The organism is Planctomycetia bacterium (assembly GCA_021413845.1).
Classification (GTDB): domain Bacteria; phylum Planctomycetota; class Planctomycetia; order Pirellulales; family PNKZ01; genus PNKZ01.
Genome location: JAIOPP010000034.1, coordinates 30,854 through 49,972, shown reverse-complemented (window position 1 = coordinate 49,972; position 19,119 = coordinate 30,854). Strand labels below are relative to the sequence as shown.

Below are 19,119 nucleotides of genomic sequence, written 5' to 3'. Positions count from 1 at the left end.
GAATCATGAACCGCGCGTCATGAACCGAACGATTGTTGCAAGATCTCTCGGTTCACGCCACCGTACCGGAACGAACGGCCCGTGTCGAGGTTCACCAGCGTTACGACGGCCGGGCTGAACAACAACGGATCGATCTTGTAGAAGTCGTAGCCGTAGCGTTCAAAGATCGAAGCGAACGGCGCACCGTAGTCGGCCGAGGCGCTGCTCGGAATCCGCGGGCCGATCGCTTCGAGGCTCGCGTCGTCCCCCCGAACCCAAAGCGTGACGTCGCCGCCGTAGAGAATGGCGTCGTTCGTGCGACCGATCGCGGCCAGATCGTTCTTCGCAACCGGCGGCAGCGGCGCCGTGCCGAACGCCGACACGATCCGGCTCATATCGAAGCCCGTCTCATGCAGTTTGTGTAAGGCCGTTTCCACCGACCGCGCCACGATCTGCAACCCACCGGCCAACGAAGCGGTCGGTGCGACCAACAACCGCACGGCCGAAGTCGGCACGGAGCAACTCGCGGCGATCTCGGCGATGATTTCAGCCGGCGGCAACTTCCGCGTTTCCAACACCCCGACGACGACCTCGCTCCGCTCGCGACAACCGAGATGAACGAACAACGGCTCCTTAGCCGCGACGGCGCGCATCGGGCCGGAGCCCATTGCGAAATACTTTCCGTGCGCCAGCTTCCAGCCCGCATATTGCGAGGCGAGACAAGCCGCCAACGGATGATCGGTCGCGACGGAAACGAGCGGCCAAGGGCCGACCGATTCCACGGCCGGGCCGATCGTCACCCGCCCGAGATTCGCGAGGCAGATTTCCGCCAACAGCCGGCCGGCTTCGAGTCCGCCATCGACGGCGATGCCGCAATCGATGATGACGGCGCCGTTTTGACCATGCACGTCTAAGCGCAACTCGTCGACCGCGTCGAGCAGCGCGTTAAACGATTTCGCGGCCCGAGCGTTGAGCGCCGGCAACTTGCGCGACGCAAACGGCACGACATGCTGCGTTGCCGCGGCCGGAGCCGCGACGACTTCCGCAGGCGCAACTTCGGCAGGCGCGGGCTCGGTCGTCGGCGTCAACATCCGCTCGAATTCGGCGGCTTTCTCGGCGATCGAGAAACCGAGATACGTGTTGAGCAACCGGTCGTCGACCGGCGGGCAAGTGATGCCGGTCCCGGCCAGCAACGTCTCGACGTTCTTGGCGTCGAAGCGGGGTTGCATCGTCGTGAACTTCACATCTTCGGCGGTCAATTCTCCGCCGTGATGAGCGGCGAACATCTCCTTGAGCGCTTCGAGCTCGCGCGCATTCGTCGCTTTCGCCGCTTCGACGACCCGTTTGTACCACTCGAGGAAGTCGATCGCACCGACTTCGATCCCTTGCGATTGCAGGAACTCGACCAGCCGATCCATCGTCGGCGACTGGGCGTTGACCAAATGGAACGCTTTGCCGAGCGATTCCGGCTTGCCGACGAGCGTCGCGATCGCGCGGCTCACGTAATCGATCGGCGTCATATCGACGACGTCTTCGAAACGGGGCGCAACGCCGAGTCGGAGGCAACCGTCGATCATCACATGCAGGAAGTCGTCTCGATTGGCGCTGCCGGTTCGGCTGTCGCCGGTGATTCGGCCCGGGCGATAGATGGCGACGGGCAAACCGCGACGTCGGGCTTCTTCCACCATCCGCTCGCCGACCCATTTCGTCCGGTGATAGCCGCCGTGGAGCGATTCGCAAGTCGGCAACGGATCCGACTCGAAGACTTCCGTCGCGCGGAGCAATTCCGTCGAATGGTAGACGGAGAACGTCGAGACGAAATGAAACGGCTTCGGGCGAACCGCACACGCGAACCGCAAGGCTTCTTGCGTGCCACCGACGTTGACCGACTTCAGCATCTCATACGGATAAACAAGGTTCACCGACGCGCCGTTGTGCAGCACGACATCGACCTCGGCGGCTAAGGCGTCGAACACCTCACGCGTCATCCCGAACAACGGCCGCTCCAAGTCGCCGAGGATCGGGATCACTCGTTCGGCAAACTGCGGGTGGGCATGGCCGTAGCGCGCGAAGTTCTTCGCGAGCTTCGCGGCCGCATCGGTGGAATTCGCCGCGCGCACGAGGCAGTAGATCGTGACGCCGTCGCGCTGGAGCAACTCCGCGAGCAAGCTCGAGCCGAGGAAGCCGGAACCGCCGGTTAAGAAGATCCGGCCGGTTTTCGTAAGGTCGGCGCGGCTGCCGGTCGGCGGCATGATCTCCGGCGCGAGGCGGGCTTCGGCCTCGAAGTCGATCTTCGGCTCGGCGTGGGCAACGTTCGCTGCGTCTGCCGACGTCTCCAACGATGGATCGATCAAGCGGGCGATGCCGGCGACCGTCGGGTTCTCGAACAATTTTCGGAGCGGCACATCGATCGAGTACCGGCTTCTGAGATTCCACACCAGCTGCGCGGCCAGCAGCGAATGACCGCCGACCTCGAAGAAATTATCTCGAACGCCGATCCGCTCACTCTTCAAAACCTGCTGCCACACGTCGACGATTTCACGTTCCAAATCGTTGCGCGGGGCGACGTAATCGGTCGAGCGCCCGGCCGCGGCATCCGGCGCAGGGAGCGCCTTCCGGTCGATCTTGCCGTTCGGCGTGCGCGGGAACTCGGCGAGGAACACGAACGCGGCCGGCACCATATACTCCGGCAACTTGGCTCGCAGCGCGGCCTGCAAGTCGGCGACCGTCGGTTGCTCCCCTTGCGGCGCCACGTACGCGACCAACTGCACGTCGTCGCCGCGCTGATAAGTGTGGACGACGCAAACGCGAACCGCCGGATGAGCGGCGAGCGCCGTTTCGATTTCACCGAGCTCGATCCGGAAGCCGCGGATCTTGATTTGATGATCGACACGGCCGAGGCATTCGAGCCGCCCGTCGGGGAGATGCCGCGCGACATCGCCGGTGCGATAGATCTTGGCGCCGATCTCTTCGCGGAACACGTCGCGCACGAATCGTTCGGTCGTCAGGTCGTCGCGATTGCGGTAGCCGCGGGCGACGCCGTCGCCGCCGATCCAAAGTTCGCCGGGAGTGCCGGGAGGAACCAGTTCCGAGAGCTCGTCGAGAATGTAAATCTGCGTGTTGTCGATCGGCCGGCCGATTGAGATGGTTCCGTCGAGCGAAGTGAGCCGTTCGACGGTCGACCAGACGGTCGTTTCCGTCGGGCCATAGACGTTCCACAATTCGGCCGAACGCTCCAAGAGCCATGCGGCGAGATCGCGCGGCAGCGCTTCGCCGCCGCACAGCAACTTCAAATTCGCGCCCCCTTGCCAACCCGCCGCGGCGAGCAAGCGATAGGTCGCGGGTGTCGCTTGCACGACCGTCACTTCGCGGCGGGCGATGTTCTCGGCCAGCCATAAGCCATCGGCCGCTTGCGAGCGCGTCGCCAACACGACCTTCGCCCCGACGATGAGCGGCAGATACAACTCGAGCACCGAGATATCGAACGACAATGTCGTGATCGCGAGCACGGCATCGCTCGACCGGAGGCCGGGCTGCTTCGCCATCGACGTCAGGAAATTGACGACCGCTCGTTGCGGGATCTCGACTCCCTTAGGCAATCCCGTCGAACCGGACGTGTAGAGCACGTAAGCCAGGTTCTCGGCATCGGCCGTGGTCGCGGGATCGGCATCGCTGCGGGCCTCGATTTCGGCGGCGTGGTCGTCGAGCAAGACGAGCTTACCGTCGTAGGCCGGGAGCAAATCGCGAACGTTGCGCTCCGTAACTAAGACCTCGGCTTGCGAACTTTCCAACATGTAGGCCAAGCGCTGCGCCGGGAAACTCGGATCGAGCGGCACATACGCCCCGCCGGCCTTCCAGACTCCGAGCAGCGCCGCGAGCATCCGCGGAGTGCGCTCCGTGCTGACCGCGACCAACGACTCGGGCCCGACGCCTAAGGCTTGCAAATGATGGGCGATTTTATTGGCGGCCCGATTCAGCTCGGCATACGTGACGCTTGCATGCTCGCCGACGACGGCGACGGCATCGGGCGTCCGCGCGGCTTGCTCGGTGAAGAGGCGGGCGACGGTCGCCTGGCGCGGGTAGTCGGAAGCGGTCGCGTTCCAATCGTAGGCGACTTGCCGGCGCTCGGCGTCGTCCAGCACGCTTAAGCGCGCGATCGGCGTGTTCGGGTCGGCGGCGATCGCATCGAGCAGCACCGCGAAGCGGGCGACCATGCGGCGCACAGTTTCCCGATCGAACAGGTCGGTATTGTATTGGAACTGGCAGTTGATAGTGTCGCCGGCTTCGACGGCCGTGACCATGAGGTCGAACTGCGCATCGTGCAAATCGACTTCCAGCGCTTCGACGGAGATGCCGCTGAACGACATGCTGCCGTCGCCCTGGCCCGTCATGAACGACTGCAAGCCGCGATCGCCGGACGATTGGGCGCGCTGGAGGATGAGCATCGTCTGGTAGATCGGCGTGCGGCTCGGATCGCGAACCGGCTGCAACTTCTCGACCAACAGCGGCAGCGGAAAGTCTTGATGATCGAATGCGCCGAGCGTCTTCTTGCGAATCTTGCCGAGGAATTCGTTGAACGACGGATTGCCCGAGAGGTCGCCGCGAATGACGACGGGATTGATGAAGTCGCCGACGACGGTCGAGAACTCCGGACGGTTGCGGCCCGCAGTCGCCGTGCCGACGAGGAGATCTTCCTGGCGCGTATGCCGATGCAACCAGACCTGGTAGGCAGCCATCAGCGTCACGAACATTGTCGTGCGCTGTTGCTTGTTCAGCTCTCGCAAGCGGCCGACCGTTTCCGCGCCGATCGTGATGTATTCGAGATCGCCGCGATAGGTTTGCACCGGCGGACGAGGACGGTCGGTCGGCAGATCCAACGACGGGAGCGAGCCGGCAAGCTCGTTCTTCCAATAGTTCCAGAGTCGATCGCCGGACTTGCCCGTCACCTGATCGGCCTGCCAACGAACGAAGTCGGCATAGTCGGTCTTGAGCTCGGGGAGCGGCGCAACGGACTTCTCGACCTCGGCCTTGTAGAACGCCGTGAACTCGCCGACGCAAACCAAGAGCGACCACATATCGGAAACGATATGGTGCAGCATGAACGTCAGGATGTGCTCTTCGGCCGAGAGCCGGAACAACACGACTCGGAACACCGGGCCGGTTTCCAAATCGAACGGCTTGTGGACTTCGTCGTAGAGGCGACTGCGCCACTGGGCTTCGGTGAGCGAAGCGGCATCGACGACGTCGAGCGCGACGGCCCCGCCGGTATGGATCCGCTGCACTGCGTTGCCGTCGACCATGTGGAACGTCACGCGCAATTGCGAATGGCGATCGTGCAAGCGCTGCAGCGCTTGCCGGAGCGAATCGTGATCGAGCTTCCCGCGGAACCGCACCGAATCGGAGACGTTATAGGCCGAGCTTTCCGGATCGATCTGATGCACGAACCACATGGCTCGCTGGCCGTACGACAACGGATATTCGCGCACGACTTGGGTCTCGCGCATGGCCGGCGAAGCAGCCGACTGCGAAGCGGAAACGCTTGCCGCATCCGCTCGGGCGGCAGGCCGATGCTCATCTACCGGCATTGCGGCCGAAGCGGATGCACCGACTTCGACTTGCGCAGGCGCAGCACTTTCCGAGAGCGCCGTGGTCGCGGCTTCGTCCGTGTCGGCGGCGAGTTCGTCGAGCGATTCGAGCGCGTAACCGGCCAATTGCGCCAGGCTCGGCCCTTCGAGGAACCGCGACATCGGCAACGTGATTTCCAGGCTCGATTCGATCACGTTCTTCAATTCGATGACCATCAACGAGTCGAGGCCGAGCGAATTGAGCGGCTGCTCGACATCGATCTTTTCCGGATCGAACTCCATCACGCGCGCTAGTTGAGCGCGGAAGTAGGTCTGGAGCAGCCCGTGCCGCGCTTCGCGCGGAGCGGCCATGATCTCGGCGCGGAGCTTGTTCTCTTGGCGGTTCGCTTTCTTGATTTGGCCGACGAGATCGAGCAAGAAAGTCGGCACTTTGCCGACGTACGTCGCCCCGAGCTTCGTCCAGTCGACCTCGAACACGCCGACGTTCGTCGCCGGCGACTCCAGCAACTTTTCCAAGACGCGCATCGCCGGCTGCGGCGGGAGCAGGCCCATCCCCATCGCCGTTAGGCGCGCTTCGTCGGCGTTGCGCGCGGCCATGCCGCTTTCGGCCCAAGGGCCCCAATTGATCGACAGCACGGGAAGCTTCCGTGTGCCGCGGTACTGCGCCAGGCCATCGAGAAACGCGTTGCCGGCCGCGTAGTTGGCTTGGCCCGGCGAGCCGAGCAAGCTGGCGATCGACGAGAACAACACGAAATGTTCGAGCGGCTGCTGGAGCGTCGCGCGATGGAGATTCCACGCCCCTTGCACCTTCGGCGCGAGCACTTTATGCAGCTTCGCATGGTCGAGTTGCAGCACGGCGGCGTCGTCGAGCACGCCGGCGGCATGAAACACGCCGCGCACCGGCGGCACCTGCGGAAGCGTCTCGGCGAGCGTTTGCGAAAGTCGGGCCTCGTCGGCGACGTCGGCCTTTAAGAGCCGCACGTCGACCCCTTGCTCGGCCAGTTCGCGGAGCACTTCGACGGCCGGACCTTTCGGATCGCTGCGGCCCATCAAGAGCAAACTCTTCGCGCCGGATCGGGCCAGCCACTTCGCGAGCTCCAGGCCGAGCGCGCCGAGCCCGCCGGAGATGAGATACGAGCCGTCGCCTCGAATCAGTTGCTTCCGGTTCGACGTTGCCACGGCATCGGCCGATTTGTCGGCTACCGAAACGATCACCTTGCCCGTGTTCTTCCGCTGCTGCATGTAGCGGTACGAGCCGACGACCTCGGCGATCGGGAAGACGGTCTTCGGCAGCGGGCGGTAGCGGCGCTCGGCGAAGTCGTCCATCAAGGCGACGAACATCTGATGCACGAGCTGCGGCTTTTGGCGCAACATCCGATCGAGATCGATCGCGTGGAACGAAAGGTTGTTGTGGAACGGATACATGCCGAGCGAGCGGTTCATGTAGATATCGGTCTTGCCGATTTCCAAGAACCTTCCGTAGGCGCGCAACACGCCGAAGCTCGTCGGAATCGCTTCGCCCGGGAGCGAATTCAGTACGACGTCGATTCCTTCGCCGTTCGTCACGGCCATGATCTGCTCGCCGAACTCCAAGCTGCGCGAGTCGAACACATGCTTCACGCCGAGCGAGCGGAGGAAGTCGCGCTTCGCGTCGCTCCCGGCGGTGGCGAAGATCTCGGCACCGTAACGCTGACAAACCTGCACCGCCGCGAGGCCGACACCGCCGGCTCCGGCGTGAATCAACACCCGTTCGCCCGGTTGAATGTCGGCGAGTTCGACGAGGCCGTAGTAGGCGGTGAGGAAGGCGATCGGAATGGTCGCCGCTTCTTCGTCGGTCAGATATTCCGGCTTCTTTGCGACGGCGAGCGCGCTCGTCGTGGCATGCGAGGCGAAGCAGAACGGCGCAATGCCGACGACCGGATCGCCGACTTTCCACGCCGTGACGTTCGCGCCGACCGCCGCGATGCGCCCACCGCACTCGATCCCCATCGGCACGACACCGCCGCTGAGGCCGGGATAGAGCCCCATCACCTTCAACACATCGCTGAAGTTCAAGCCGGTCGCGCCGACCTCGATCTCGACTTCGTCGGGCCCTGGTGACGAGCGCGCGAAGGTTCGCAAGCGCAAGCGATCCAAGCTGCCGGGAGCCGAGAACTCCAAGCGGAACGGCTCGCCGCGCGGCACCGTCAACGCTGCGCCCTTCGTTTCTTCGTCCCCGGAAGCCAACAGCCCGGCATCGGCCCGCGCGAGGCGCGGCACATAGCGACGGCCGTCGCGGTAGGCGACTTGCTGCTCGGCCTGACGAGCGCCGATATCGGCCAAGAGCTGCGCCACGGCATCATCGACGGAAGCTTCAGCGGCGGCGTCGAAGTCGAAGAGAGTCGTCCCGAACTCGGGAGCTTCGACGGCGAGCACGCGTCCCAGGCCCCAAGCCATCGACTGCGCCACGCCGACTTTCGCGGCCGGCGATCCCACGCCGGTCGTCAGTTGTGCGCCGCGTGTGATCACGTAGAGCTTCGGCTGCTCGCCCCAATGGACTTTGCCTGCCCCTTGCACGAGGTCGACGAGGCTCTCGCAAGCGAGCGCTTCGGCGGCCGTGAGGGCAGCGGAGTCTAGATCGTCGGCATCGCGACAATCGAGGCTCCAGAGATGAATGATGCCGCGGCATTGCGGACGGTTGCCGGGAAACTTTTCCGCCGGTAGATTGCGCACGGCATCCGGACCCGCGGCGCCGAGCGCGTCGGCCGTGACGACGATCGGCTTTTGGCCGAGCAACACGAGTCGGTCGGCGAGCTTACGGCCGAAGCCTTGCGCATCGGCCAAGATCAGCCATTCGCCGCCGCGCGTTTGAATGTTCTTGATCGCTTCGGCCGGCGACATCGGCAAGTCGGCGGCGAGCCAATTCGTTTGATACAGCCATTCGGTGCCCCGATTGCTTTCGTCGGCACGGCGACCGACTTTGCGGAGCTTGAGCCCGACGACTTCGAGCAGCGGTTCCCCTTGCTCGTTCTGCAAGATGAACGAGCCCTTCAGGTTTTCATGATTCGGCGATTCATCCTCGGGCTGCATCACTGCATAGGCGTAGAGCTTGCCTTGCATCTTGCCGAACACGCGAATGCTTTCGGCACCCATCGGCAGATAGCTTTCGCCGCTGCCGGCCGGAGCCCAAACGTCGGGCACGGCCGCCGCGACGGCATGGAAGCAACCGTCGAGCAAGGCCGGATGAACCCGATAGGCATCGATGCCCGCGGCGATTCCCGCGGGAATCTGCAACTCGGCGACGACTTCCCCCTGCGAGCGCCAGACCTGCTTCAACACTTGGAACGTCGGCCCATATTCCAAACTGCGGGCTCGCAACCGGCGATAACACTCGGCCTGGTCGAGATACTCTTCCAGCGTCGGCGCGATTTCGAGCACCGGCTTCGCGGGAGCAAACGGTGCCTCGTCTTTCGCCGAGGCACGCCGCAACGAGCCGCCGGCATGCAGCGCCCAACCCGCCTTGGGGTCGTTGCCCGGCGCGAGTTGGAAGACCTGATAGGAAGCGTGGCCGGCCACCTCGGGCGACACGACGACTTGCAACGCGTGCGGCTTCGAGTCGGACAGGAACAGCGCTTGCTGAAAGCTCACGTCCTCGGCGACATGCGCGCCGGGGCCGAACAGTTCGTCGGCCGCTTCGAGACCAAGCTCGAGATACGCCGCGCCCGGCAGCACGATCGAACCCTGAATCACATGGTCTTTGAAATACGGCAGCCGGCGAATGCTCAGTTCCGAAAGGAACTGCGTCATCGACAATGCCGACGGCACGCGATTGCCTAACAGCGGCTGCTTCGCATCGCCGGCAGCGAGCGCCAGCGGCGAGGCGGTTTTCGCAGGCGCGGCCTGCTCGTCGCCGGCGTCTTTATCGATTTCGATCCAATAGCGACTGCGCTGGAACGGATACGTCGGCAGCACGACGCGCGAGCGACGATAATCGCGGTCGAAGCCGCGCCAATCGATCGCCACGCCGCGCACATGCAAGGCGGCGAGCGCCGCGAGAATCGTCTTCCAATCGTCTTGCCCCTTGCGCAACGACGGGAGCCAAAGCCCCTTATTCTCCGGCAGGCATTTGCGACCCATGCCGGTAAGAATCGGTGCCGGTCCGACTTCGATGAAGATTTCGCAACCGGTCGCGGCCATCGCCTTCACGCCGGCGGCGAAGCGGACACAGCCCCGAACGTGGTCGCGCCAATAGCGCGCGTTCGGCTTCTCGCCAGGCTGGAACGCGCGGCCCGTCACGTTTGAGATCAGGCCGATCTGCGGTTCGTGGTACACGATCCCTTGCGCAAAACGCTCGAAGCCGTCGAGCATCGGCTCGAGGTGCGTCGAGTGAAACGCATGCGACACGGTCAACTGTTGGCACATCACGCCGTCGGACTGGAATCGCGTCATCACTTCATGCACGGCATCTTCATCGCCCGAGATGACGATCTGCTCCGGCGAGTTGACCGCGGCGATCGAGAGCCGCTTGCCGTAGCCTTCGAGTGCCTCGACGACACGATCTTCCGTCGTGATGATCGCCGCCATGGCGCCGTGCGACGGCAATTCTTGTATGCGGCGGCCGCGCTCGGCGATCAGTTTCAAACCATCTTCGAGCGACATCACGCCGGCGATCACCGCCGCGGGGAACTCGCCGACGCTATGCCCCATGACCACATCCGGCCGCAAGCCCCACGACTCCCACAGGCGGGCCGTGGCGTATTCGACCGAGAACAACGCCGGCTGCGTGTAAGCCGTTTGATCGATCGTCGAGGGATCGACCGAGACGCCGTAGAGCACGGAAGTGAGCGAGCGTTGCAGCAACGGGCGAAGGATCTGATCGCAATCGTCGAGCGCGCGACGGAAGACCGGTTGCGTTTCGTAGAGCCCGCGCGTCATGCCGGCGTATTGCGAGCCTTGGCCGGTGAACAAGTAGCCGACCTTCGGGCGGACGCCGCGCCGCGCGGTTCCCATGGCTGCGCCGGTCGAGGCGCCGGCGAGCTTGCCCGTCTCGGCGAACTGACGAAGTTGCTCGGCAAGTTTCGCCGTCGAATCGATCGGCAACGCCAGCCGCTCCGCGAGGTGCGAGCGACCGAACGTGAGCGTGTGGCAAACGTCGGCGATCGGCAATTCCGGATGCTGCGCCAAGTGCTCGGCATCGAGCGCGGCCAAAGCCTTCAACGCTTCGGGGCTATGCGCCGAGAGGACCGCAAGCTGCTGCGGCCGCTCCATCTGCGCGCCCTTCTCGACCGGCCGGCTCGGCCAACCTTCGACGATCACATGCGCGTTCGTGCCGCCGAAGCCGAAGCCGCTGATGCCGGCGATGCGCGGATGCTTGCCGACGTCCCACGGCGTCAACTCCGTCGGAATCTTGAGGCCGAAGGTTGCGGCGGCGATGTTCGGGTTCAGTTCGCGGAAGTTGCGTTGCGGCGGAATTTGGCCGTTTTGCAACATCAGCACGACTTTGATCAGGCTCGCGACGCCCGACGCCGTTTCCAAGTGCCCGATGTTTCCTTTGACCGATGCCATGTGACACGGCAGCGCATCGGCCGGACGCACGCCGAGCACGCCGTTTAAGGCCGAGACTTCGATCGGGTCGCCGAGCGGGGTGCCCGTGCCGTGCGCTTCGATATAGGTGACTTGTTCCGGCTTCACGCGCGCTTGCGCGAGCGCCTTGCGAATGCATTCCATTTGCGACGGGCCGTTCGGGGCGGTCATGCCGCTGGTCCGGCCGTCTTGGTTGCACGCCGTCGCACGGACGACGCCGAGGATATTGTCGCCGTCGTTGATGGCATCGCTCAAGCGCTTCAACACGACGACGCCGCACCCTTCGCCGCGCACATAGCCGTTGGCGCTCGCATCGAACGGCTTGCAACGACCATCCGGCGAGAGCATGCGCGCCTTCGAGAAGGCCACGGTCGTCTCGGGCGAGAGAATCACGTTGACGCCGGCCGCCAGGGCCATATCGCAGTCGCGATTGCGCAGGCTCTGCACTGCGTAGTGCAGCGCGACGAGCGCCGACGAACAAGCCGTGTCGACAGCGAGGCTCGGCCCATGCAGATCGAACACGTACGACACGCGGTTCGCCGCGATGCTTAGAGCGTTGCCGGTGCCGCAGTAGGCGTCGACGTGCGTCAAGTAGTTATCAAGGCCGCGATACATCTGCATGTAGTCGGTGCCGCCGATGCCGACGAACACGCCGGTCTTCGACCCTGCGACACGATCGGGAGCCATGCCTGCGTGCTCGAAGGCTTCCCAGGTGCATTCGAGCAAGAGCCGCTGCTGCGGATCCATGCGCGATGCTTCGCGCGGCGTGATGCCGAATGCCCGCGGATCGAACTGCGAAATATTGCTGACGAAACCGCCCCAGCGCGTGACGATCTTGCCCGGCGCGTCGACGTTTGAGTCGTAGAACTCGTCGACGTTCCAACGATCGGCCGGGATCTCGACGATCCCTTCGCGACCTTCCGTCATCAGCTTCCAATACTCATCGAGATTGTCGGCTCCCGGGAAGCGACACCCCATGCCGACGACCGCGATCGGTTCGACTTCGACGACGCGCTCGAACTCGACCTCTTGCGCTCCGTCGCCGGATTCCGTCGCCAGAAACTTCGCCAAGGCCTCGGTCGTCGGATAGTCCCAGGCCAAGGTCGGCTGCAGCGACCGGCCGAGATAAGTTTCCAAGTCGCCGATCAGCCCGACCATTTGGACGGAGTCGAGCCCGTAGTTGGTGAAGGGCTGGCGCACGTCGAAGTCGGACGGCAAGATCTTGAGCTTGGCGGAAAGCTCTTCGGCTAACCAACGCTCGACCTCTTCGGCCGAGCGGCGAATCGGCTTCACGCCTGGCCGAGAAAGCGGATCGCGATTCGTCGAGACTTCGGTGTCGTCGTGCTCGCTATCGAGATCGCCGGCGAACACGATCGCTGCGGCATCGGGATTCAAGACTTTTTGCAACGACAATTGCAACAGATCGACGTAGCCGTTTTGCACGCTGCGCAGCGTCGACTCGAAGTAACGCAGGTAACGATCGAAGACTTCGTGGCCGTACTTGCGCGAGATCAGGTCTTTGTTGTTGCGCAGGTTGATGAGCCAGGCATTGAGCGTCTTCTGATAATCTGCGCCGGCCGAGCGCCATTCGGCGACATCATACAGCCCCTTCACCGCGTCGAGCAGATCGTCTTGAAACGGCAACGACGAACCGGGAAACATCTTGGCGATGAACGCCATATCGGCTTGCGTTTGGATCGTGTCGGCGCGCTTCACCGCGACGACCGACTGCAAGCCGAGAAAAGCGCTCTCGCTGCTGATTTCGTAGCACTTTTGGAAGAAGCGGCGATAGACTTCCTGATGCTTCCCCTGTGCCCGCACGGCCAGCGGCACGAAATGCTCGATGGCGTCGATGCACAAGATCGAATCGACTTTGCGCTCCGGTTGAAACTCGCGCCAAGAGCTCAGGCGGAACGTCGCTTTGTCGCTCGCGCGCTTCGAGGCGAAGTCGTATTGCGCGCGGTTCACGGTCAGGCCGGTGATCTGTTCGACGCCGAGCTTGTCGACGCCGTAGCGAACCATTCCTCCCCAGCCGCAACCGATGTCGACGACCCGATCGCCTCGTTCGACGCGCGCCAGTTGCGCCAGCCGACGGAGCTTGTTCTCTTGCGCTTGCTGCAAGTTTTCCGCACGGTCCCACATCGCCGCGCTATCGGAAAGATACTCGCCGTCGAGAATGAGCCGGAAGAAGCCTTCGTCGAGCTCCGCTTCCGATTCCGGTTGCACTCCTCCACGCGCGGAGGGGGCCGTCGCGCTGCGCGCGGCCGGGCGCTCGCCGACTGCCGGAGCTTCGCTCTTCGTGGCGCCGTTGATGCCGTGGTCGCCGTTTTTCTTATGGGCCTGTTCGCCGTTCGACGTCGTCGGCTTCGCCGCGGCTTGGCCGTTGGCCGGCTTATCGGGCGAAGTGTATTCGTCGGCCTCGTCTTCTTTGGCATTCGCGGCGGCACCGTAGCGATAAGCCGCCATGACGCCCGTAAGCATCCCTTCGACGTACAGCGCCTTCGTCGCGCGGCGCTGGATCTTGCCGCTCGAAGTCTTAGGAATTTGCCCCGGCTTTAGCAGCACGATCGAATCGAGTTGCAGCTCGTGGTCTTCCGCCACGGCGTTGCGCATCGCGGTGAAGATCGCGTCGGGGTTCTCGCATTGGCGCACGTTCATTTCATGCACGATGACGAGCTTTTCCGTTTCGTCTTGTTCGATCGAGAACGCCGCACCCGCGCCGAGCGCGAGCGTAGCGTTCGCCTTTTGCACCGAATGCTCGATGTCTTGCGGATAGTAATTGCCGCCGCGAATGATAATCAGGTCTTTGATCCGACCGGTGACGAACAACTCGCCGTCGAAAAAGAAACCGAGATCGCCGGTCCTAAGGAACGGGCCTTCGCCGTTAGGCAGATACGCGCCGAACGTCTCGCGCGTTTGCTCCGGCATCTTCCAATAGCCGGCCGCCACGCTCGGGCCGCGCACCCAAACCTCGCCGATCACGTCGGGAGCCGCCGGTTGCAGTGATTCCGGATCGACGATCCAGACCGATTGCCCACCGGCCACCGCACCGCAGCCGACCAAGCAGCGGGCATCGGGATCTTCATTCGCAACCGGGACGACACGGTTCTTTTCCAATCCGTCCGACTGAAAACTCACCTTCACCGGCGGACGGTCGGGCCGGCCCCCGGTGACCATCAACGTCGACTCGGCGAGACCGTAGCAAGGATAAAAAGCCTCGCGCCGGAAGCCGCTCGGGGCGAACGCTTCGGTGAAGCGCTCGAGCGTCTCATGCCGTACGGGCTCGGCTCCGCAGAACGCGACTTCCCAACAACTCAGGTCGAGCGTGGCGCGCTGCTCGGGCGAGATCCGATCGACGCACAGATCGAAAGCGAAATTCGGTCCGCCGCTCACCGTGGCGCGATACTTCGAGATCGCTTGCAGCCAGCGCATCGGCCGCTGAATGAACGCTACGGGTGTCATGACGATCGCGGTCGAATCGGCGTAGATCGGCTGGATGATGCCGCCGATCAGGCCCATGTCGTGATACGGCGGAAGCCAGATCACGCCGCTGGAATGCGGGCCGTTGCCGAAGAATTGCTTGATCGCCTCGGAATTGTGAAGCAAGTTCCGATGCGTGACCATCACACCCTTCGGAGCCTGAGTCGAGCCCGATGTGTATTGCAAGAACGCGAGATGGTCGCCGGTCAGGTCCGGCTTGGTCCACGAATCTTCAATTCCCGGCTCGATGTTGTCCGTGGCCATCCATTGCAGCGACAGCAATTCCGGGACGCCGGCCAAACGCTTCGTGACGTCGGAAAGAATCTTTTTCGTCGTAAGGACGAGCGTCGGCTTCGCATCGGCGACGATCGACAACAACCGCGACGTCAGACGATTCATGCGCGGCAGATAGGCCGGCACGGCGATCACACCGGCATACAAGCAACCGAAGAACGAGGTGATGTATTCCAACCCGGGGGGATAGATCAGGATAACGCGATCGCCCGGATTCTGCGTGCGCTGTAGCCACCCGGCGATGGCGCGAGCCTGTCGGTCGAGCTCGGCGTAGGTCAGATTGATTTCTTCGTTTTCGCCGTCGGCTAGGAATCGAAAAGGGGTATGCGCCGCCCGTTCGGCCTTGCGCCGTTCGAGCAGGTCTACGAAGTTTTCGATTCCAACGGGAGCCGATTCCATTGGCGAATAGGCCATCTGCTAACCTTCCCAACAGTGCGTACTGAAAAAACTTCGCGCCGAGATCCGACGCCGGCCGATCGCTTGGTTTTCGATCGCCGACTCTATCGACCTTCCAGCGCGAAATGCATTCGACCGTTACATTCCCTACCGCAATGCGCAAACGAGCGCGCCGACCGCGATTCCGTAATCGGCACTCCTTGTCTCATCCTTTGGGTCGACTCAAATCGCCGACACAATCGGCTTGCGCCCTGCATTGAGTCGTCGGCGACGAAGTGCATCTGCCGGCGACTCGACACCTGGGGTTAGGAACTCAAACGGCATGCTTGCAAAGACAAAACCTGATTCGCAGCAATAGTTTACCGCGCAATGATCCAACTCGCCCTGAGGATCTTCCCCAACGCGTTACAACCGTTAACTCTCGGCATCGAACCCTATCCCTGTCACATTAACAGAGCGGGCATGCATGTCAACCACGACATCGACCTATCCATCCCAGTCGACTTATTCCAACATCATGGTATCGCGATAATTCAGGCGGCCGTTTCTTGACGGTTGCAACAAGATCAATCAAATTAGCTACTTACGACCTGCGCCCGCCCCGATGCGCCACTCCTCTCGCGCATCTGCTCATAGCCTGCCAGCTAAGGATCTCTCTATGTCTTTGCAGAAGTCTCGGCGCTCCGTAACCCGCCGTCTTTCGACCTTATTTCTAGCCCTAGCCGCCGCTTCTGCGGCGACCGCCCGAGCCGAGAACTGGCCGCAGTGGCGCGGGGCCAAGCTCGACGGCGTCAGCCACGAGACCGATCTGCCGACGAAGTGGAGCGCCACGGAAGGGGTCGTTTGGAAGCTGCCCCTGCCGGGCCCAGCCGGCGCGACCCCGGTCGTTTGGGACAACCGCATCTTTCTGACCTCGGCCAAAGAGAAGGATTTGGTGCTCATCTGCGCCGACACGGCCGGCAAGATCCTTTGGGAACGAACCCTAGGAACCGGCGACGCTCCGGTTCGGGGCGACGAAGGGAACTCGGCCAGCCCTTCCCCCGTGACCGACGGCAAGCACGTTTGGACGATGCTCAGCACCGGCGAACTGGCCTGCTACGACTTCGAAGGCAATGCGATTTGGAAATTCAATCTGCAAGATAAGTACGGCAAGTTCAATATCGCCTTCGGCATGACGTCGTCGCCGGTGATCGACGGCGATCGGCTGTACATCCAATTGCTGCACACGAACTACTACCTCCTCCTCGGACTCGACGCTTTGACCGGCAATGAAGTTTGGAAACACGAGCGCGTGAGCGATGCGAAGGCGGAGTGCGAGCATTCTTATGCTTCGCCGATTATTTATCGCGACGACAAACACGCGTATCTCATTTCGCACGGCTGCGACTACGTGACGGCGCACGACTTGAAAGACGGTAAAGAGATTTTTCGCTGCGGCGGCCTGAACGGCACCACGAAGTACAACATGACGCTCCGCTTCGTCGCCACGCCGGTCGCAGCCGAGGGGCTCGTCGTCGTCCCATCGGCCAAGAACGGGCCGGTGCTCGGGCTCAGCGTCGATGCTCAAGGCAACATCACGGAAACGCAGGTCGGCCATGTTTGGCGGCGCGAAGAGAATACGCCCGATGTTCCGAGCCCGCTGGTTCACGACGGCCTAGTGTATCTCTGCCGGGAAAACGGCATTCTCATCTGCCTCGATGCGAAGACCGGCAAAGAACTCTATATGGAATCGAAAGAGATCCATCGGCAACGCCATCGCGCTTCGCCGGTCTACGGCGACGGCAAAATCTATCTTACGGCTCGCGACGGCATGACGACGGTCGTCAAAGCCGGTCCTAAGTTCGAATTGCTCGCTAAGAACGATATCGGGGAAGCGGTTTCCGCATCGCCGGTCATCTCCGGCGGGCGCCTCTATCTGCGCACCTACGACGCTCTCTACGCCATCGGTAAAAAGTAGTCTCACCTATGCATACGACTTCTCGGCTTGTTCTAAAAACGGCGCTGCTTCTGGCTTCGACCTGCGTCGCGTTGCGGTCGGCTTCGGCCGGCGAGCTTGCGCTCCGCAGCCAGGAATTCGCGACCGATCTCGCCGTCGGCTACGCGGTGAACATCGTCGACGTCGACGGCGACAAGAAGCTCGACATCGTGGTCGTCGATACGACGCGCGTCGTCTGGTATCAAAATCCGTCGTGGAAGCCGCATATCTTAATTCAAGATCAGACGAAGAAAGACAATGTCTGCCTCGGCCCGTACGACATCGATGGAGACGGCAAGCCCGAGTTCGCGCTCGGTGCCGACTGGAATCCGTCGAATACGAAAAGCGGCGGCACGATTCAATGGCTGACCCGTCCGACTTCCGGCACGGACGATCGCTGGATCGTCCGCTCGATCTCCGAAGAACCGACGACCCATCGATTGCGTTGGGCCGATCTCGACGGCGACGGCCGGAGCGAGCTGATCGTGGTTCCTTTGATGGGACGTGACTCTACGAAGCCGAACTTCCAAGAGTCGGGCGTGCGCATCCTCGCTTTCTCCGTTCCGAAGAATCCCGAAGCCGATCGCTGGCCGATGCGCGTCTTGAACGATGAGATGCATGTCTGCCACAACTTCCAGCCGCTCGATTTCGACGGCGACAAAGATCTCGACATCCTCGTCACCAGCTTCGAAGGGGTGAACCTGCTCACCAACGACGGGCAAGGAAAGTTCACCCGCACCTTGATCGGCGCGGGCAACCAAGCCACGAGTCCGAACCGCGGCGCAAGCGAAATCAAAGCCGGCCGGCTTGCCGACGGCAGCCGCTACATCGCGACGATCGAACCATGGCACGGCCACCAAGTGGTCGTCTATACGGAGCCGGCCGATCCGAAGACCGGTCTCTGGCAGCGAACCGTCGTCGACGAAGAGCTGAAATGGGGACATGCGGTCTGGTGCGCCAATCTCGATGCCGATGCTGATGAAGAGTTGATCATCGGCGTCCGCGACGATCTCGATGAAAAAGACCCGAAGAAGCGGCGCGGGCTGCGCATCTACGATCCTTCGGCGAAAGCCGCGGACGCGAAAGCGGCCCCGTCGTCCTCGATCGCTTGGACCCGATCCCTCATCGAGCCGGGGACGACGGCGATCGAAGATCTCGCCGTGGCCGATCTCGATGGCGACGGCAAACAAGAGATCATCGTCGTCGGTCGGCAAACCCACAACGGGCGGATATACTGGAACGAAACGAAGTAGTTTGTTTCCCGTTTCTCTTGAGGCGGCCCATTTGCCGGGCGGCCTTCGCATTGGAATTTTTCTCATGGCTTGCCGAGGCGTTCGCGGAGCGACGACGGTCGAAAACGATAATCGCGAGGAAATTCTCGCCGCGACTCGGCAACTGCTGGCATTGATGATCCGCATCAACGGCATCGAAGCCCCCGATGTCGCCAGCGCGATCTTCACGACTACGGTCGATCTGAATGCCGAGTTCCCTGCTTTGGCCGCGCGCCAACTCGGCTGGCTCGACATCGCCTTGCTCTGCACGCACGAGCTCGACGTTCCCGGCTCGCTACGCAAGTGCATCCGCGTATTGCTGCACTGGAACACCGAGAAGCCGGCCGCGGAGATTCAACACGTCTACATTCGCGATGCAGTGAAACTCCGGCCGGATCTATCGCGGCTTCCACCGGTCGACCTCGACGAGTTGGAGCGATGGATCCAAAAAGAACTCGTTACGCACGCCGGCGGTCGGCCGAAATAGTTCGAGCCGGCAGCGGTAGCGTCTGCTTCGGCGGCATCGTCGTCTCGCTTGCCGGCACGCCCCGCGGATGTGCCATTGCAGCGGAGCAAG

General features: G+C 62.7%; 4 protein-coding genes. 3 read left to right on the top strand and 1 reads right to left on the bottom strand.

The annotated features are described in order from the left end of the window. Positions 1–17: 17 nt before the first annotated feature. Positions 18–15,314, bottom strand: coding sequence for a methenyltetrahydromethanopterin cyclohydrolase (gene mch, locus K8U03_07310; GenBank protein ID MCE9604697.1), 15,297 nt, complete (start codon positions 15,312–15,314; stop codon positions 18–20). 640 nt (positions 15,315–15,954) lie between these two features. Between mch and K8U03_07305 the strand changes: the two genes are divergently transcribed. The 3 genes from K8U03_07305 (at position 15,955) to aroH (ending at position 19,029) form a co-directional block, all read left to right on the top strand. Next, complete coding sequence (locus K8U03_07305; GenBank protein ID MCE9604696.1) at positions 15,955–17,253, top strand: PQQ-binding-like beta-propeller repeat protein; 1,299 nt, start codon at positions 15,955–15,957, stop codon at positions 17,251–17,253. 8 nt (positions 17,254–17,261) lie between these two features. After that, a complete protein-coding gene (locus tag K8U03_07300) occupies positions 17,262–18,524 on the top strand; it encodes a VCBS repeat-containing protein (GenBank protein ID MCE9604695.1) in 1,263 nt (420 codons plus the stop codon). 64 nt (positions 18,525–18,588) lie between these two features. Next, positions 18,589–19,029, top strand: a complete 441-nt coding sequence (aroH, locus tag K8U03_07295; GenBank protein MCE9604694.1) for a chorismate mutase — start codon at positions 18,589–18,591, stop codon at positions 19,027–19,029. Positions 19,030–19,119 lie beyond the last annotated feature (90 nt).